The organism is Paracoccus zeaxanthinifaciens ATCC 21588 (genome assembly GCF_000420145.1).
Lineage (GTDB): Bacteria > Pseudomonadota > Alphaproteobacteria > Rhodobacterales > Rhodobacteraceae > Paracoccus > Paracoccus zeaxanthinifaciens.
Window position 1 is genome coordinate 85927 of record NZ_ATUJ01000006.1, and the last position, 17294, is coordinate 103220.

Sequence of the window (17294 nt, forward strand, 5' to 3'; positions counted from 1 at the left end):
GGTGTCGGGCGGAAGACGGGCGGGCGGGGCCCGATGCCGTGCCCGCCAGCCTGCCCGCAGCGCGCCGACGCGGCCTTGATCCAGATCAATCGCCGGGCTTGATCCGCGTCAATGCGGCCCGCGCCGATGCCTGCCATCCTGTCCCCATGCCCAAGGACAGGAGGCGATCATGGCATACAAGACCATTCTCACCGTTCTCAGCGCCGAATCGCAGATCCCGCAACTGGAGCGGGCGGCGAACCTGGCGCGGCAGCAGGACGCCCATCTGGAGATCCTCTGCCTGGGGATCGACAACAGCCAGCCCGCCTATTTCTTTCCCGGCGGCACGGCCTATGGCCTGCAAGAGGCGATCGCCATGGCGATGGAGGATGCCGAGCATCTGAACGCCCGCGTCACCGAGGCGCTGGCGGGATCGGTCGGGCTGTGCTGGTCGTCCGAGGCGCTGGTCGCGCAATCGGGCGGGATCGCGGGCCTTGTCGGGATGAAGGCGCGCTTCGCGGACCTGGCGGTCCTTGCCAGCCCCTATGCCGAGGGGCAGCCCGGCGATGCCGAGATGATCTGCGAGGCCGCCCTGTTCGAGGGCGCCTGCCCCGTCATGGTGCTGCCGATGAACGCCCCCGCCCCGACCCTGCCGCCGAACCGCGTCCTGGTGGCGTGGAACCAGTCCCCCGAGGCGCTGGCCGCCATCCGCCGCGCCCTGCCCCTGCTGCAGGCCGCCCGCGCCGTCGAGATCACCTGCATCGACCCGCAGCGCGCGGGGGCCGAGCGATCTGATCCGGGCGGGATGCTGACCCAGATGCTGGTCCGCCACGGCGTGCATGCGGAGATCGCGGTCCTGGCCCGCACCGCGCCCCGCATCAGCGACGAGATCAACCGCCGCGCGGTCGAGATCGGCGCCGACATGGTGGTGATGGGCGCATATGGCCATTCGCGGCTGCGCCAGGCGATCCTGGGCGGGGCGACGCGCAACATGCTGGAACAGGCCGAACTGCCCGTCCTCATGGCGCGCTAGACCCCGCGCATGTTCCCCCACAGCATGACGTGCAGCTGCGGCAGCAGGCGTGGGCGGAACCAGCGGTCGGCATTGACACGACCGACCAGCCACAGAAGCCGGTCAGCCACGTCCTGCGCCATCACCGGCACCTCGGGGTCGACCTCGGGGTTGCCGGGCTGCAGGTACAGCGGCAGATCGGGATGGCGGTCGGCGAAGTCGCGCGCCCAGGCGTAATCCGCATCGTCGAAGATCACGATCTTCAGCGACACCTCGCCCCGGCCCCTTGCGGCAAGGCAGGCCTCGAAGGCCGCGATGTCGGGCACCTCGTTGCTGCTGGGCGGCTTGGGGCTGAGGACCAGCATGTCCAGATCCGCGAACCAGTCCCGGGCGATAGACCCCTGCGTCTCCAGCGCGAAGCCATAGCCGCGCGCCCGGCCCATCGCGATCAGCGGACCGAAATCCTGGATCGCCGGATTCCCGCCCGAGATCGAGACGGTCAGCGGCTGCCCGCCCGACAGATCCTCGATCCGCGCCATGATGGCGGCGGGCTCCATCGCGGGCCAGGAATGGCGGAAGCTGCTGTCCACGGCATGCATGCTGTCGCACCAGGAACAGCGGTAATCGCAGCCGCCCGCGCGCACGAAGATGGTGGGCTGGCCGATCAGCGCGCCTTCGCCCTGGATGGTCGGGCCGAAGATCTCGGCGATGCGCAGGGTGGTCATGGGCGGTACTCGGCCCAGGTCTTGGGCGTTTCGCTGACGCGGACGGCAGCGGTCTCGGGCCAGCGGGCGCGGCACCAGTCGAAGAAATGGCGGGCCAGGTTCTCGGCGGTGGAGGGGCCGTCGATCACGTCGTTCAGGTGCCGGTGGTCGAAGCGCGTGTCGATATGGTGCTTCAGATCGGCCAGCTCGTGATAGTCGCGCACGAAGCCGTCCGCGTTCAGCCGCTCGGATGCCAGCTCGACCACGACCACGTAATTATGCCCGTGCAGCCGCGCGCATTGATGGTCACCCGGCAGATGCGCCAGCTGATGCGACGCGCTGAAGTGGAATTCCTTGGTGATCCGGTACATCACGCGCCCCCATGGGCCGCGACGGCCTGCCGCCAGAAATCCGGGTCGGCATAGCTGGTGGGATCCAAGACGCCGGCCATGTCGAACGCCTCGCGCCGCTCGACGCAGGTGCCGCAGCGCCCGCAATGGCGATCACCGCCCTTGTAGCAGGACCAGGTCAGCGCGAAGGGCGTGGCCGCCCGTGCGCCTGCCGCCACGATATCGGCCTTGGACGCATGGACGAAGGGCACGTGCAGCCCGACATCGGCATAGCCCTCCAGCGCCGCGCGCTGCATCGACGCGAAGGCATCGGTAAAGCCCGGACGGCAATCGGGATAGATGAAGTGATCGCCCCCATGCACCGCGGCGGCCACGTGATCGTCGCCATGGGACGCAGCAATCCCGAAGGCGACGGTCAGCATGATCGCGTTGCGGTTGGGAACGACGGTGATCTTCATCGTCTCCTCGGCGTAATGGCCGTCGGGAACGTCGATATCGTCGGTCAGCGCCGATCCCTTCAGTGCGAAGGCAAGGTCGGACAGGTCGATCAGGTGGAAGGGCACCGACAGGCGCCGCGCACAGGCCTGGGCGAAATCCACCTCCTTGCGGTGGCGCTGGCCGTAATCGAAGCTGACGATGCGCGACAGGTGGCCATCGGCGGCCAGGACATGGGCGAGGGAAACGGAATCGAGCCCGCCCGAACAGACGAGAGTGGTCTTCATGTGTGAACCCTTGTTTTTGTGACCCGGGTAGGCTGCGACCGGGAAGCGCCCGCATATCAGCGGGGGCGCGCGTTGTGAACCCCGTCAGTGGGGCGGATGGCGCCTGTCGTCGCCGCATTCGGCGGCCAGCCTTGCGGGGTCGGGCACGGTGATGCCGCGCAGGCCCGCAAGCTCGATCACGCCGTCGCGGCGCAGGGCGCCGATCTGGCGGCTGACGGTCTCGATGGTCAGGCCCAGGTAATCGCCCATCGCCTCGCGGGTCAGGGGCAGCTCCAGCCGCATGGGGCCGCCGCGCGTCTGTCCGCCCTGCCGGCGGGCGATCATGGCGATGAAGGTCGCGATGCGTTCGCGCGCGGTCTTGCGGCCCAGCAGCAGCATCCATTCGCGGGCGGCGTCCAGTTCGTCCAGCGTCATCTCCAGCAGGCGCTGCGACAGATGCGGGGTCGTGTGCATCAGCCGGTCGAAGGGCTGGCGGCGGAAGCAGCACAGCGTCACGTCCGTCGCGTGGCAGGGCGCGTTCTCGCGGCCCGGACGGCCCAGGAAGTCGCTTGGCAGCAGCAGGCCCGTCATCTGCGTGCGCCCGTCTTCAAGCGTGCGGGTCAGTGCGACGACGCCCGTGACGACCGAAGCCACGAAATCCAACCGGTCGCCTTCCCACAGGATGTGCTGACCGGCCTCGAAGCTGCGATAGAACTTGATCGCCTCCAGCTTGGCCAGCTCGTCGGCCTCGCAATGCGCGCAGACCGCCCGATGCCGGATCGGGCAGTCCTGGCATCTGCCGGTCTGCAGGCTGGGTGCGCGCGTGTCCATGACGGCGATGATACGCCTGTCGCAGGCGCCGCACAACGCGACAGATCAGTGCGCCTCGGCCCAGTTCGCGCCCTGCCCCGCATCCACCACCAGCGGCACCGACAGCTTGACGGCGGGCTCGGCCGCGCCCTCCATGATGCCGCGCGCGCGGGCGATCAGGTCGTCCACCGCATCCTCGCGCACCTCGAAGACCAGTTCGTCATGGACCTGCAGCAGCATCCGCGCGGGCAGGTCCGCGATGACCGCGGGCATGCGGATCATCGCGCGGCGGATGATGTCGGCGGCGGCACCCTGGATCGGCGCGTTGATCGCGGCGCGACGCGCGCCCCCCGCGGCGGGGCCGGACTGGTTGATGCCCGGCGTGTTGATCCGCCGCCCGAACAGGGTCCGCACGAAGCCGTCCTGCTTCGCATCGGCCACCGTCTTGTCCATATAGGCGCGGATCTCGGGGAAGCGCGCGAAATAGGTGTCGATGAACTCCTGCGCCTCGGCGCGCGGGATGCGCAGGTTGCGCGACAGCCCGAAGCCCGAGATGCCGTAGATCACGCCGAAATTGATCGCCTTGGCCTGGCGGCGGATCATCGGGTCCATGCCCTCGACCGGGACGCCGAACATCTGGCTGGCGGTCATGGCGTGAATGTCGATCCCCTCGCGGAAGGCCTGCTTCAGCGCGGGGATGTCGGCCACATGCGCAAGGATGCGCAGTTCGATCTGGCTGTAATCCAGCGCGACCAGCCGATAACCCTCGGGCGCGACGAAGGCCTGCCGGATGCGGCGGCCTTCCTCGGTGCGGATGGGGATGTTCTGCAGGTTCGGCTCGCTGGACGCCAGCCGCCCGGTCTGCGCCCCCGTGATCGAGTAGCTGGTATGGACGCGCCCCGTCTCGGGGTTCACATAGGTCTGCAGCGCGTCGGTATAGGTCGATTTCAGCTTGCTGATCTGGCGCCAGTCCAGCACCCGCGCGGGCAGGTCGTGGCTGACGGCCAGATCCTCAAGCACGTCGGCGCTGGTGGAATAGGCGCCGGTCTTGCCCTGCTTGCCGCCCTCCATGCCCATCTTGCCGAACAGGATCTCTCCCAGCTGCTTGGGGCTGCCGATGTTGAAGGTCTCGCCCGCCAGGCCGTGGATCTCGTCCTCCAGCTGGGCCATCTTCTGGGCGAAGGCGTTCGACATGCGGGCCAGAACCTCGGTGTCGATGCGGATGCCCGCCATCTCCATCGCGGCCAGGACGGGGATCATCGGCGCTTCCAGCCGGTGATAGCCGGTCGCCACGCCTTCCGCAGGCAGCAGCGGCGCGAAATGACGATAGAGCCGCAGCGTCACGTCCGCATCCTCGGCCGCATAGGGGGCGGCCTTGTCGATGGCGACCTGCGCGAAGGTGATCTGCGACTTGCCCGACCCGATCAGGTCCTTGATCGGGATGCACTTGTGCCCGAGGTAACGCTCGGCCAGCTCGTCCATGCCGTGGTTGTGCGTGCCCGCGTTCAGCGCATAGGACATCAGCATCGTGTCGGCCAGGGGCGCCGTGTCGATGCCCAGACGCGACAGGATCTTCCAGTCGTATTTCATGTTCTGCCCGATCTTCAGGATCGAGGCGTCTTCCAGCACGGGGCGCAGCGCATCCAGAACGTCGCGGGCGTCCAGCTGACCCGCGACGCGCTCCGCACCGCCGAAGAGACCGCCGCTCTCGCCCTCGACATGGCCCAGGGGAACATAGCACGCCTCGCCCGGCGCCACCGCCAGCGAGATGCCGACCAGATCGGCGCGCATCTCGTCGAGGCCCGTCGTCTCGGTATCCAGCGCGACCTCGCCTAGGTCGCGGATGCGGTCGATCCAGACCTGCAGGCGGTCCATGTCGGTGACCGTCTCGTAGCTGGCGGTATCGATCGCGGGCATCTCGGGGGCTGCGGGCGCATCGGGCACCGCAGGTGCCTGGATGGCCGGGGCCTCGGCGCCCAGACGCTCGGCCACGCGGGTCGTCAGGGTGCGGAACTCCATCTCGGTCAGGAAGCCCAGCAGATCGTCGGGGACAGGGTCCTGCACCGCAAGGCTTTCCAAGGTGAAGTCCAGCGGCGTGTTGCGGTCCAGTTCGACCAGGCGCTTGCTGATGCGGATCTGTTCGGCATGGTCGATCAGCGTCTGGCGGCGCTTGGGCTGCTTGATCTCGGACGCGCGGTCCAGAAGCGTCTCCAGATCACCGTATTCCTGGATCAACAGGGCGGCGGTCTTGATCCCGATGCCCGGCGCGCCCGGCACGTTGTCCACCGCGTCGCCCGCCAGCGCCTGCACGTCCACGACGCGGTCGGGGCCGACGCCGAACTTCTCGAACACCTCGTCGGGACCAAGCGTCTTGTTCTTGATCGGGTCCAGCATCTCGACCCCGTCGCCCACCAGCTGCATCAGGTCCTTGTCGCTGCTGATGATGGTGACCGCACCGCCCGCGTCACGCGCCTTGCAGGCCAGCGCCGCGATGATGTCGTCGGCCTCGTAGCCCTCGGTCTCGATGCAGGAGATGTTGAAGGCGCGCGTCGCCTCGCGGGTCAGCGGGAATTGCGGGCGCAGATCCTCGGGAGGGGGCGGACGGTTGGCCTTGTAATCGGCGAAGATCTCGTTGCGGAAGGTCTTCGAGGAATGGTCGAAGATCACCGCCGCATGGGTCGGCGCATCGCTGCCGCCGCTGTCCTGGACGTATTTCCACAGCATGTTGCAGAAGCCCGCAACCGCGCCGACGGGCAGCCCGTCGGATTTGCGCGTCAGCGGCGGAAGCGCGTGATAGGCGCGGAAGATGAAGGCCGATCCGTCGATCAGATGCAGATGGCAGCCCTTGCCGAATGCGTCGTCCATGCTCACCTTCCTTGCTTGTCCAGGCCCGTGCTTGTCCAGGCTCGTCTTTTGCCACGGCCCGGCCCGATCTTCCAGCCGCCGAAAGGATGCGAATGGCAAAGATGCGACGCAAGGGCGACCTGCCGCAGAAGACATGCGCCCAATGCGGGCGGCCCTTCGCATGGCGCCGCAAATGGGCGCGCGACTGGGACCAAGTGCGCTACTGCTCGGATCGCTGCAGGGGGGATGCGCGGCGGGCTGCGAAGGGTGGCGCAGCCACCCCGCCGTGAAGGCCCCCTCGACGGGGGCCGAGGGGCGTGCCCCTCAGTGGGCGTCGTCCGCGTGGTCCGGGTCCATCACGAAGCGCTTGTCGCAGTAACCGCAATCCACGAACCCCGTCTCGGGCGAGATCGCAAGCCAGACCCGCGGATGGCCCATCCCGGCCGCATCGTCGCCGTCGCAGGCCACGCGCCGCTTCGTCACCGTGACCGTCTCGGGGGCGGGCATCCGGGTCGCGGCATGACCCGTCTCGGTCGAGAGCGGGTTCTCGGGGGTCACTTGCTTGGTCATGGCTGGCCTTCTTGTGGCGGCTTGCATCATCTGGTCTAACCCGTTTACGCAGCGCCGCCCTTCTTCGCAAGCATTGCAAGGACCAGCCCCATGACCCATGCCATCGAAATCGCGGGCCTTCGCAAGACCTATGCCCCCCAGGGCAACGCCCCCGCCAAGGAGGCGCTGAAGGGCGTCGATCTGACCATCCCCGCAGGCAGCATCTTCGGGCTTCTGGGGCCGAACGGCGCGGGCAAGTCCACGATGATCAACATCCTCGCCGGGCTGGTGAACAAGACCGCGGGCAAGGTCACCATCTGGGGCTTCGACCAAGACGTGAACCCGCGCCAGTCGCGCGCGGCCATCGGCGTCATGCCCCAGGAACTGAACGTCGATCCCTTCTTCACGCCGCGCGCCAGCCTCGAGGTGCAGGCCGGTCTCTATGGCGTCCCGAAGGAAGAACGCTGGACGGACGAGCTGCTGGAGCTGGTGGGCCTGACCGATCAGGCCAACGCCTATGCCCGCACGCTGTCGGGCGGCATGCGCAGGCGGCTGCTGCTGGCCAAGGCGCTGGTCCATCGGCCCCAGATCCTGGTGCTGGACGAACCGACCGCGGGCGTCGACATCACCCTGCGCGAGATGCTGTGGAACAATGTCCGCAAGCTGAACGAGGCGGGCATGACCATCATCCTGACGACACACTACCTCGAAGAGGCCGAGCAGATGTGCGACGAGATCGCGATCATCAACCACGGCCAGCTGGTCGTCCGCCAGGACACGCGCAGCCTGCTGGCGGGCAGCGACGCGAAGACGCTGGTGCTGGACACGGGCGGCGCCGCGCGGATCCCGCCGCTGCCCGAAGGCGCCCGCGCCGAGATCCGCCCCGACGGGCGCATGGCCATCACCTATCCCCCGTCGCGGCTGCGCGCGGACCGCATCATCGACGCGCTGCGCGAGGCGGGGCTGCCCATCGTCGACGTGGCGACCGAGCAGCCCGACCTGGAACAGGTCTTCGTGCAGATGACCCGGGACTGAGGGTCAGTCGCGCAGGCTGACCATCGGACCCATCATCCGCCCGCCCATGATGTGCAGGTGGAAATGCGGTACCTCCTGCACGCCATGCGGGCCGGAATTGGTGATCGCGCGGAAGCCTTCGCCGCCATCGCCGATCCCGTGCCCCTCGGCCGCGACGACCTGCGCGCACAACCGCATGAAGCCCGCGATCTCGGCATCGCTCGCATTGGCGCTGAAATCGTCGAAACTGACATATTTGCCCTTCGGGATCACCAGCACATGGCTGGGCGCCTTGGGCGAGATGTCGCGGAAGGCCAGCGCGTGATCGTTCTCGGCCACGGTGTCGTTCGGGATCTCGTGGCGCAGGATCTTCGCGAAGATGTTGTCGTCGTCATAGGTGAAGGGCATGGTCGTCCTTTCTCAATCCGCGAAAAGATGCGGGGTGCGGGCCAGCTCGCGGGCCCGGTCTTCGGTGAGGCCAAGGAAATTCGCCAGGGCCACGGTGTTGCGATCCTCGTCCGCGTCGCTGGACAGGGTGAACAGGTTGGCAAGGCCCGCCTCTCGCAGGCGGTCGGCCTCGTGGTCCAGATCGTTGCGCACCACGGGCAGCAGGCGTTCGACCACGTCGTCGGGCGCATCCGACGACACGAGGCCCACGCGGCCCATATGTCCGCGCACGTAATCGTCGTCGAGGCCGGTCTCGATGAACAGGACGCGCGTCTCGGACCGGTCGTCGTCGAAATCCTTGATCAGGCTCACCGCCGAGGGGTCCGCGCAGAGGACCAGCCGGTCGGTCCCGAACTGGTCGAACAGCAGCTTGACCAGCGCCCGCCTGTGACGCTCGCGCTTGCCGACCGAGGATGCGACGCCGCCCATCTCGGGCAGGTTGGCCTGCAATTCGTTGAAGATGTAATCGACCGCCGGGATCTCGGTATTGCGGCGGATGGCGTCGGTCAGCCGCTTGGCGACATGCCATTTCTTGGCCACGATCACATGCACGCTGCGCTGCCGCCCAAGGCTGCCGTCGGCCTCCCAGAAGCGGGGGGCGAAGCGCCGCCCGATCCGGCCGCGCCCCGTCAGGAAGGCGAACAGGCGCCGCCCCTCGGCCGCGATAGGGAAATCCAGCCCCCGCGTCTGCCACAGCGCCCCCAGCCGCGCGCGCAGCTCCAGCGCCTCGGGGCTGATCTTGCGCGCGAACAGGTAGTCCTGCCGCAGAAGCAGGTCGTAATGGTCGTTGTAGAAGGTGACCGGCATCCCGTAATCGCTGAAGATCAGGAAGGTCAGGGTCCGGCTGCGGATCTGTGTCTTGGGCACGACATGGGCGACAAGCGTCTGGAAGAAGGTCTCGTCCGGGATCCAGGTCGTGCTGAAGAAGCGCGGGATCTCGGGGCGCTGGCGGATCAGCTCCAGCACGGCCTCGACCGTCTGGCGGCGCAGGCACCACCATTGCGATCCGATCATGATCCGCAGGTCCTTCGGCACCTCGCGCGCAAGGCCAAGCCGCCTCTGCAGGCTCATGCTGCCGTAGAACAGCCGCTTGCTGTTCCGCTCGTTGAAATAGTGGCGATAGATCAGCCGCTCTTCCTTGATCCCGGTCTTGATCCAGTCGCTGGCGAAGAAGTCGAAGCTCTCGATGAAGTCGCAATCCTGCGAATCGAGAAACTCGCGCGCGTATTCCGCCGACTTGATCGGCATGCAGTCGCCCGACAGCATGTAGAAATGCGTGGCATGGGGAAAGACGCGCTCGGCTTCGCGCAGGGCCTCGAGGGTGGCCGCGACAAGCGACCATTCACCCCAGCCGCATTTGTGGCGCCGGGGCGCGAACGCAACCCCCGGATGATCGCCAAGGGCCTCGCGGATCTCGTCGAACATCTCGGCGGGGCTGCGGCGGTCGAAATGGATGACCGCGTAATCGCCCGCGGCCGTCAGCCGCCGCGCCTGGTCGATGACGCCCTTCGGGTCCTTGTGAACAAGCAGAATGAAGGCGATCCGTGCCATGCTTATCGGGAAGTCCCTTCGGCTTGATGCAGATTGGTCTCGTTAAGACGTTGAAAAACTCTTCCGGCTTTGGTCTTTGTGTGTAGCGATTTTTGTCGCATGAACAAGAAGCACGCCGATGGGCGGCCCCGGCGCCACCACCGGCGGGCGAATGCGAGGTAAGGGTAGTCATGGGTTTTCCCGGCGTCTGGATGACGGAAAGCGAAAGCATCATCTATCGGGTCGTGCCGAAATGCGCGTGCTCGACCATCGGGCAGGTGATGTTCTATTCGGATCATGGACGCTTCTTCGACGGCGACATCCACGATTCCACCGAAGGGCTGCACAAGTGGTCGCAGGACCACAGCCAGCAGCCGATCGAGCGGGGCGTCCACGAGCACAAGGCCGTCACCTTCACCTGCGTCCGCAACCCCTATACCCGCATCCTGTCCTCGTTCTTCGACAAGATCGCGGGCATCCAGCGCAACGGGCGGCGCTATCGCGGCAACCTCGTGCCGCAGCTGATCCAGCGCTACGGCATCGATGTCGGCACCCCCGAGAACGGGTTCGAGTTCGACCAGGTCGCCAGCTTCCGCCGCTTCCTTCTGTTCGCGCGCGACACCATCCGCTTCCGCAAGCCGATGGAGCCGGACATCCACTGGTCCGCGATGTCGGGCCATATCTCGACCTTCATCGTGAACGGCGGCCGCTACGACCAGATCTTCTTTACCGAGAAGTTCAACGAAGGGATGCAGAAGGTTCTCGACGCCGCCGAGACGCGCGTGGACATCGCGCTGTCGGACGTGCCGCGCTTCAACGAATCCGAAGGGCACGGACCCAAGCGCGCCCACAAGGTCAGCGACTATTTCGACGACCTGTCGCGCCACCTGGTCTGGGAAATCTACAAGAGCGACTTCCAGCTGTTCCGCTATGATTTCGACGATCCGGACAACAAGATGCCCCTGGGCGAGGTCGATATCGACGAGGTTCACGCCAAGCTGGGCCGCTGAAACCGAAAAAGGCGCCCCGAGGGGCGCCTTTCGCATGGCGGGCGACCGCCTCGGTCACTCCAGGTGGCTCTCCATGAACCACAGGTCCTTGTCCGCCGTGCGCGAGGCCGCGGTGAAGGCGTCGGCCGTGCCCTCGTCGCCCGCGTCGCCCACGGCGTCGATCGACTTGCGGACCTTCTCGCCATAGGCGCGCATGCGGGCGCAGACCTCGCGGATGTGGTCCTCGGCCTTGGTCAGGTCGGTGGGATAGGGGTCCAGCGTCGCGGCCTCGGCCACGATCTCGACCGTGCCCTTGGCGACACCGTCCAGCACCTGCACGCGCTCGGCGAAGGTGTCGATCTGTTCGTTCAGGTTGTCGCGCACGGTGTCGAACAGTTCGTGCACCGCGATGAAGTTGCGGCCCTTCACGTTCCAATGCGCCTGCTTGATCGCCAGTCCCAACGCGATCGCATCCGCAAGGGCGGCGTTCAGTTCGGTGATCGAGGTCTTGCGGGCGTTGTCGGACAGGCCCTGGACATTGACAGCCATCGGCAGCTCCTTCGTTTTTCCGAATTGGATCTGCCGAATGAACCGCGCCGGTCGCCGCGCGGTTCCATGAAACGAAGAACGGCGCCTCACGGAAGCGGGCGCCGTCATCGTCAGGCCCCTTGCGGGGCCTTCTGTCTCAAGGGGCTCAGACGGCGCCCTTGATGAAGTTCACGGCGTCGCCGACGGTCTGGATGGTCTCGGCGGCGTCGTCGGGGATCTCGATCCCGAACTCTTCCTCGAACGCCATGACCAGCTCGACGGTGTCGAGGCTGTCTGCGCCCAGATCGTCGATGAACGAAGCGGCCTCGACCACCTTGTCCTCGTCGACGCCCAGGTGCTCCACCACGATCTTCTTCACGCGATCAGCGATATCGCTCATGTCATATCCTCATTGTCGCGGGCATCCGCCCATAAATTTCACGGGCCGTCATCCGGTCCGATTCAGCACAGGGCGGTTTCCCTGCTGCTAAAGCGGGGGATATAGCACCAGAGAACCCTCTTGCAACCGCTTTTGCACTTGCCCCTGCGGGGCGTTGCGGCGCTGCAAGACCGGGTTCAGACCATCGCCATCCCGCCATTGACGTGCAGCGTGGCCCCCGTGACGTAACCGGCCTCGGGGCTGGCAAGGTACAGCACGGCGGCCGCGATCTCTTCGGGGGTGCCCATGCGGCCCGAGGGAATCTGGCCGCTGATCTTGGCCTTCTGCTCGTCGTTCAGCTTCTCGGTCATGGCGGTGGCGATGAAGCCGGGCGCCACGCAGTTGACCGTGATGCCGCGGCTGGCGACCTCGTAGGCCAGCGATTTCGACATGCCCACGACGCCCGCCTTGGCGGCGGCATAGTTGCCCTGCCCCGGATTGCCGGTCGCCCCCACCACCGAGGTGATGTTGATGATGCGGCCCCAACGCGCCTTCATCATGCCGCGCAGCACGCCGCGCGACAGCTTGAACACGCTGGACAGGTTCACGTCCAGCACCTGCGCCCATTCGTCGTCGGACATGCGCATGAACAGGTTGTCGCGGGTGATGCCCGCGTTGTTCACCAGGATGTCCAGCCCGCCCATCGCCTCGGCCGCGGCCGTGGGAAGGGCCGCCAGCGATTCCGCGTCACCCAGGTTCGCGGTCACGACATGGGCGCGCTCGCCCAGCTTCGCGGCCAGTTCCTGCAGCGGGGCCTCGCGGGTGCCGGACAGCGCGACGGTCGCGCCGGCCTTGTGCAGCGCCTCGGCGATGGCGCCGCCGATGCCGCCCGATGCGCCGGTCACCAGCGCGCATTTACCCGTCAGATCGAACATGAAGGCATTCCTTTTCGTCATCAGATGCGGGCGTCAGCCCTTCAGCGCGGCGATATCCGCAGGCGTCCCGACATTGCGGGTGTCCACGCCCTTGGCGATGCGCTTGATCATGCCCGACAGGGCCTTGCCCGCGCCGATCTCCCAGAACTGGGTCACGCCGGCATCGGCCATGTTGGCGATGGATTCGCGCCAGCGCACGGTGCCCGTGACCTGCTCGACCAGAAGGCGGCGGATGGCGCCCGGTTCGATCACGGCCTCGGCACGGACATTGGCGATCAGCGGGATCGCGGGTGGCTGGATGTCCACGCCTGCCAGCGCATCGGCCATGACGGCGGCGGCGGGCTGCATCAGCACGGAATGGAACGGTGCGGACACGGACAGCATCAGCGCGCGCTTGGCGCCCGCTTCCTTCATCGCCTCGGCGGCGCGTTCCACGGCGGCCTTGTGCCCCGAGATGACGACCTGCCCCGGATCGTTGTCGTTGGCGGCCTGCACGACCTCGTCGCCGGCCACGTCGCGGGCGATGCGGTCCACCGTCTCGAAGTCGAGGCCCAGCACCGCGGCCATGGCGCCCTGCCCGACCGGCACGGCCTCCTGCATGGCCTGGCCGCGCTGGCGCAGCAGCCGCGCGGTATCCGACAGGCTGATCGCACCCGCCGCGCACAGCGCCGAGTATTCGCCCAGCGAGTGGCCGGCCACGAAATTGCCGTCCATGATGTTGAAGCCCTCGGCCTCGAGCGCACGGAAGGCCGCGATGGACGTAGCCATCAGCGCCGGCTGCGCGTTCTGCGTCAGCGTCAGCGTCTCGGCATCGCCGTTCCAGATCAGGTCCGACAGCTTCTCGCCCAGTGCCTCGTCCACCTCGTCGAAGACGTCCTTCGCCGCCGGATAGGCCTCGGCCAGCTCGCGACCCATTCCGATGGTCTGCGCGCCCTGCCCCGGAAACACGAATGCCCGCATGGGGTCCCCCGAATATCGTTGCGTCATGGAAGGGCATAGCCGCTGCGCAGGCGGGCCGCAACCGAAGCCCCATGCCGCATGCGCAAAAGAAAAGGCCCCGCGAGGGGGCCTTTCCACGTCGATCCTTCGGGGAAAGGTCGGGCTCAGCCGACCAGTTCGAGACCCGAGAAGAAGAACGCGATTTCCTGCGCGGCCGTTTCGGCAGCGTCCGAACCGTGGACCGAGTTCTCGCCGACGGACAGCGCGAATTCCTTGCGGACGGTGCCTTCGGCTGCGTCTGCCGGGTTGGTGGCGCCCATCACTTCGCGGTTCTTCGCGATGGCCGATTCACCTTCCAGGACCTGGACGACGACCGGCTCCGAGGCCATGAACTCGACCAGCTCGCCGTAGAAGGGGCGTTCCTTGTGGACTTCGTAGAACTTGCCCGCCTGCTCGGTCGACAGCTTGATGCGCTTCTGCGCGACGATGCGCAGGCCGGCATCCTCGAACTTGGCGTTGATCTTGCCGGTCAGGTTGCGGCGGGTCGCGTCGGGCTTGATGATCGAGAGGGTGCGTTCGATGGCCATGGTCATCACCTTGTGTCTGGCGCGGGCGCGATGCCTGCCCGCTTCGTGAAATCCGCGTCCGGTTAGCAGGGTTGCGCCCTTCGGGCAAGCGTGGAACCCGCGGCCCGCCCGCCCGTTCTGCCAATGAACCAAGGCAGGAGAGGCGATGCCCACCCGAACCGAAGCCCGCCCCGATCCCCTTGCAAACGGTCTGCGCATTGCCGCGGGCACCATCGCGATGATCCTGCTGCTTGCCGCGATCTGGTTCTGGTCGAACCTGCTGCTGCAGATCTTCGCGGCGATCCTTCTGGCGATCGCGCTGCAGGCGGGCGCGCGCGGGCTGCACCGCCTGACCGGCATCCCGCGCGGCGCGGGCGTCCTTGTCGTGCTGCTGGCCGTCCTTGGCATCACCACGCTGGCCCTGCGCATGGCCGGCCCCGCCATCCTTGCGCAGTTCGAGAGCCTGATCCGCGGCCTTCCGAAATCCTGGCAGGCGGTGTCGGACTGGATCTCGGGGCATCCGATGGGGGACGCGATCCTGCAGCGCCTGCCCCAGCCTTCGGATGGCGGGTCCGAGGGCGGCATGATGCAGATGGCCCAGAAGCTGCCAGACGTCTTCGGCGCGGTGGCCGGGACGCTGAACACGATGATGGGCAGCGTCACGACGATCTTCCTGCTGATCGTGCTGTCGGTCTATTTCGCGATGGACGGCGCAACCTATCGCGGGGGCGCGCTGCGGCTGGTGCCGCCCGCGTCGCGCGACCGCGCCGATGCCGTCCTGGACGACCTGCACCACAAGCTGGCGCACTGGATGGGCGGACAGGCGCTGGACATGCTGTTCGTGGCCATTCTGGCAGGTGCGGGGCTGTGGGCGCTGGACGTGCCGCTTGCGCTGATCCTTGCGGTGATCGCGGGGCTGACGAACATCGTGCCGATCATCGGGCCGTTCTTCTCGGGGGCGGTCGCCGCCGTCGCCGCCGCCCCCGAGGGGCTGGACACCGTTGCCTATGTCATCACGCTGTTCACCGCGATCCAGATGTTCGAGGGCAACGTCCTGATGCCCATGATCCAGCGCTATGCGGTCGAACTGCCCCCCGCGCTGACGATCATCGCCATCGTCGCGGTCGCCGCGATGTTCCACCCCGCCGCCGTCATCCTTGCGACGCCTCTGCTGATCGTGGTCATCACCCTTGTGCGCAGCATCTGGATCGAGGGGATCCTGGGCGACCGCGACGACGCTTGATTTCGTGATTCCGACACATCTTCGCGCTATGATGGCGCGACGAACAGCAGAGGGTCGCGCCATGCAGCCGCTTCGCAAGGGACACTATCGTGCCCGCCTGGCCGAGACGCCGGACGACCTGCGCGCCGCGCAGCGCCTGCGCTGGATATGCTTCCTTGGCCGCAACGGCGCCCCCGACGACGGGTCCGCGCTGGATGCCGACGCGCTGGACGCCGAATGCAGCCACATGCTGATCGAGGACATGCGCCACGGCACGCTGGTCTGCGCCTTCCGCTTCCTGCCGCTGGCGGACGGCTCGCAGATCGCGCGCAGCTACTCGGCCCAGTTCTACGATCTGGACGCGTTGCAGCGCTTCGACGGGCCGATGGTCGAAATGGGACGCTTCTGCATCCATCCCGACTGCCACGACCCGAACATCGTCCGCATCGCCTGGGCCGCCCTGACCCGATTCGTGGACGAGACCGGGGTCGAGATGCTGTTCGGCTGCTCCAGCTTCATCGGCTGCGAACCCGAACCCCACGAGGACGCCTTCGCCATGCTGAAGGAGCGCCACCTCGCCCCGCGCCGCTGGCTGCCGCGCGTCAAGGCGCCCCGCGTCTTCCGCTTTGCCCGCGCGCTGCGGATGCGCAAGCCCGACCCCAAGCGCGCCATGGCCGCGATGCCGCCGCTGCTGCGCAGCTATCTGGCGATGGGCGGCTGGGTCAGCGACCACGCGGTGGTCGATCCGGCGCTGAAGACGATGCATGTCTTCACCGGGGTCGAGATCCGCGCCATCCCCCCCGCCCGCAAGCGGCTGCTGGATGCCATGCTGAACGGGACTGCATAGGATACGCGCAAACTGCCCCATTTTCGGGCAGCATCCCGTTTCATGCCCGATAGGACGGCAGGAATGCCCGTGCGGATGATTGACCTTGCCGCGCAATCGACGCCCCCTGCCCATATGTTCGACAGGATGGAAAGCACGACCGGCGCGCCATGCGCCCCCCGCATGCAGCGCAGCGCAGGCCGCGCGCATGTCGTCATGGGGCCGCGCGGGCTGATCGACCTGTCGCAGCGCGGCTCGGCCAAGGCGATGCTGCCGCGCATGACGGCGGGCCTGCCCGAGATCGTGTTCCTGAACACCTCGGGGGGGCTGGCATCGGGCGACAGGCTGGCCTTCGCGGTCGATCTGCGCCCCGGCACGCGCGCGCTGGCGACGACCCAGACGGCGGAACGCGCCTATCGCGCGACGGACGACCCCGCGCAGGCGCAGGTGAGCCTGACCGTGGGTGCGGGCGGCTGGCTGGACTGGCTGCCGCAGGAAACCATCCTGTTCCACGGATCGAAGCTGGACCGCCACACGCGGATCGACCTTGCGGGCGATGCGGGCTGCATGCTGCTGGAAACCGTGGTTCTTGGCCGCATCGCCATGGACGAGGTTCCAGCCCGCCTGCATCTGCGCGACCGCCGCGAGGTGTATCGCGACGGCCGCATCCTGCATCACGATGCGCTGGCCCTGAATGACGCGACCCTGCCGCGCCTTGCCGGACCCGCGCTGACAGGGACCGCCCGCGCGCTGGCGACGCTGGCCGTGATCGCGCCCCATGCGCCCGATCTTCTGACCCGCGCGCGCGACGTGCTGGACGAACCCGGCGTGACGGGCGCGGCCAGCGCCCCGCCCGGACGCCTGGTCATCCGCCTTCTGGCGCAGGGCGACTGGCCCCTGCGGCGGCAGGTGAACCGCCTTCTGGGGGCGCTGCGCCCCGATCCCCTTCCCCGCATCTGGCAGGTCTGAC

20 protein-coding genes are annotated in these 17294 nt (G+C 67.4%); 7 read left to right on the forward strand and 13 right to left on the reverse strand.

The features are described 5' to 3' along the window. Window positions 1-169 precede the first annotated feature (169 nt). Window positions 170-1012 (forward strand): universal stress protein, encoded by an 843-nt coding sequence (locus tag F804_RS0107860; protein WP_022707204.1) that lies wholly within the window; start codon window positions 170-172, stop codon window positions 1010-1012. Here the strand turns inward: F804_RS0107860 and queE are convergent. The 5 genes from queE to polA all read right to left on the reverse strand — a co-directional run bounded on the left by queE (window position 1009) and on the right by polA (window position 6421). Continuing rightward, window positions 1009-1716: a 7-carboxy-7-deazaguanine synthase QueE gene (queE, locus tag F804_RS0107865; RefSeq protein ID WP_022707205.1), complete on the reverse strand. Its 708-nt coding sequence runs from the start codon at window positions 1714-1716 to the stop codon at window positions 1009-1011. The genes F804_RS0107860 and queE overlap by 4 nt on opposite strands. Next, a complete protein-coding gene (gene queD / locus F804_RS0107870; RefSeq protein WP_022707206.1) occupies window positions 1713-2066 on the reverse strand; it encodes a 6-carboxytetrahydropterin synthase QueD in 354 nt (117 codons plus the stop codon). Before queD ends, queE begins: the two co-directional genes overlap by 4 nt. Then, window positions 2066-2767: a 7-cyano-7-deazaguanine synthase QueC gene (gene queC / locus F804_RS0107875; RefSeq protein ID WP_022707207.1), complete on the reverse strand. Its 702-nt coding sequence runs from the start codon at window positions 2765-2767 to the stop codon at window positions 2066-2068. Before queC ends, queD begins: the two co-directional genes overlap by 1 nt. A gap of 84 nt (window positions 2768-2851) precedes the next feature. Then, on the reverse strand, window positions 2852-3577 hold the full coding sequence (gene fnrL / locus F804_RS0107880; protein ID WP_040595826.1) for a transcriptional regulator FnrL: 726 nt from the start codon (window positions 3575-3577) through the stop codon (window positions 2852-2854). A gap of 45 nt (window positions 3578-3622) precedes the next feature. Next, window positions 3623-6421: a DNA polymerase I gene (gene polA / locus F804_RS0107885; protein ID WP_022707209.1), complete on the reverse strand. Its 2799-nt coding sequence runs from the start codon at window positions 6419-6421 to the stop codon at window positions 3623-3625. 92 nt (window positions 6422-6513) lie between these two features. Here polA and F804_RS17150 point away from each other — a divergent pair, with 92 nt between their 5' ends. After that, on the forward strand, window positions 6514-6690 hold the full coding sequence (locus F804_RS17150) for a DUF2256 domain-containing protein (RefSeq protein WP_211214617.1): 177 nt from the start codon (window positions 6514-6516) through the stop codon (window positions 6688-6690). A 34-nt stretch (window positions 6691-6724) separates the two neighbouring features. Here F804_RS17150 and F804_RS0107890 read toward each other — a convergent pair whose 3' ends face one another. Beyond that, window positions 6725-6907: a zinc-finger domain-containing protein gene (locus tag F804_RS0107890; protein ID WP_028725768.1), complete on the reverse strand. Its 183-nt coding sequence runs from the start codon at window positions 6905-6907 to the stop codon at window positions 6725-6727. 153 nt (window positions 6908-7060) lie between these two features. Between F804_RS0107890 and F804_RS0107895 the strand changes: the two genes are divergently transcribed. Continuing rightward, a complete protein-coding gene (locus F804_RS0107895; RefSeq protein WP_022707211.1) occupies window positions 7061-7984 on the forward strand; it encodes an ABC transporter ATP-binding protein in 924 nt (307 codons plus the stop codon). Between the two features lie 3 nt (window positions 7985-7987). On the opposite strand, the gene F804_RS0107900 is transcribed toward F804_RS0107895, so the two are convergent. Continuing rightward, entirely contained in the window at window positions 7988-8371 is a 384-nt protein-coding gene (locus F804_RS0107900; protein WP_022707212.1) for an HIT domain-containing protein, read from the reverse strand. Between the two features lie 12 nt (window positions 8372-8383). Continuing rightward, window positions 8384-9961: a DUF5928 domain-containing protein gene (locus tag F804_RS0107905; protein WP_022707213.1), complete on the reverse strand. Its 1578-nt coding sequence runs from the start codon at window positions 9959-9961 to the stop codon at window positions 8384-8386. Window positions 9962-10131: 170 nt separating this feature from the next. Between F804_RS0107905 and F804_RS0107910 the strand changes: the two genes are divergently transcribed. Continuing rightward, entirely contained in the window at window positions 10132-10950 is an 819-nt protein-coding gene (locus tag F804_RS0107910; RefSeq protein ID WP_022707214.1) for a sulfotransferase family protein, read from the forward strand. Between the two features lie 54 nt (window positions 10951-11004). Here F804_RS0107910 and dps read toward each other — a convergent pair whose 3' ends face one another. The 5 genes from dps to ndk form a co-directional block, all read right to left on the reverse strand. Then, window positions 11005-11586 carry a DNA starvation/stationary phase protection protein Dps gene (gene dps, locus F804_RS0107915; RefSeq protein ID WP_084686527.1) on the reverse strand — a complete coding sequence of 194 codons (582 nt, stop codon included), beginning with the start codon at window positions 11584-11586 and terminating at the stop codon, window positions 11005-11007. A gap of 37 nt (window positions 11587-11623) precedes the next feature. Continuing rightward, window positions 11624-11857, reverse strand: a complete 234-nt coding sequence (locus tag F804_RS0107920; RefSeq protein ID WP_022707216.1) for an acyl carrier protein — start codon at window positions 11855-11857, stop codon at window positions 11624-11626. A gap of 176 nt (window positions 11858-12033) precedes the next feature. Further along, window positions 12034-12771, reverse strand: a complete 738-nt coding sequence (fabG, locus tag F804_RS0107925; protein ID WP_022707217.1) for a 3-oxoacyl-ACP reductase FabG — start codon at window positions 12769-12771, stop codon at window positions 12034-12036. Window positions 12772-12804: 33 nt separating this feature from the next. Continuing rightward, entirely contained in the window at window positions 12805-13731 is a 927-nt protein-coding gene (fabD, locus tag F804_RS0107930) for an ACP S-malonyltransferase (RefSeq protein WP_022707218.1), read from the reverse strand. Between the two features lie 143 nt (window positions 13732-13874). Next, window positions 13875-14297 (reverse strand): nucleoside-diphosphate kinase, encoded by a 423-nt coding sequence (ndk, locus tag F804_RS0107935; protein WP_022707219.1) that lies wholly within the window; start codon window positions 14295-14297, stop codon window positions 13875-13877. A gap of 145 nt (window positions 14298-14442) precedes the next feature. Here ndk and F804_RS0107940 point away from each other — a divergent pair, with 145 nt between their 5' ends. From F804_RS0107940 to F804_RS0107950, 3 genes are all read left to right on the forward strand, one after another. After that, entirely contained in the window at window positions 14443-15519 is a 1077-nt protein-coding gene (locus tag F804_RS0107940) for an AI-2E family transporter (RefSeq protein ID WP_022707220.1), read from the forward strand. Between the two features lie 61 nt (window positions 15520-15580). Then, entirely contained in the window at window positions 15581-16345 is a 765-nt protein-coding gene (locus F804_RS0107945; RefSeq protein ID WP_022707221.1) for a GNAT family N-acetyltransferase, read from the forward strand. Between the two features lie 162 nt (window positions 16346-16507). Next, window positions 16508-17293, forward strand: a complete 786-nt coding sequence (locus tag F804_RS0107950; RefSeq protein ID WP_040595858.1) for an urease accessory protein UreD — start codon at window positions 16508-16510, stop codon at window positions 17291-17293. Window position 17294 lies beyond the last annotated feature (1 nt).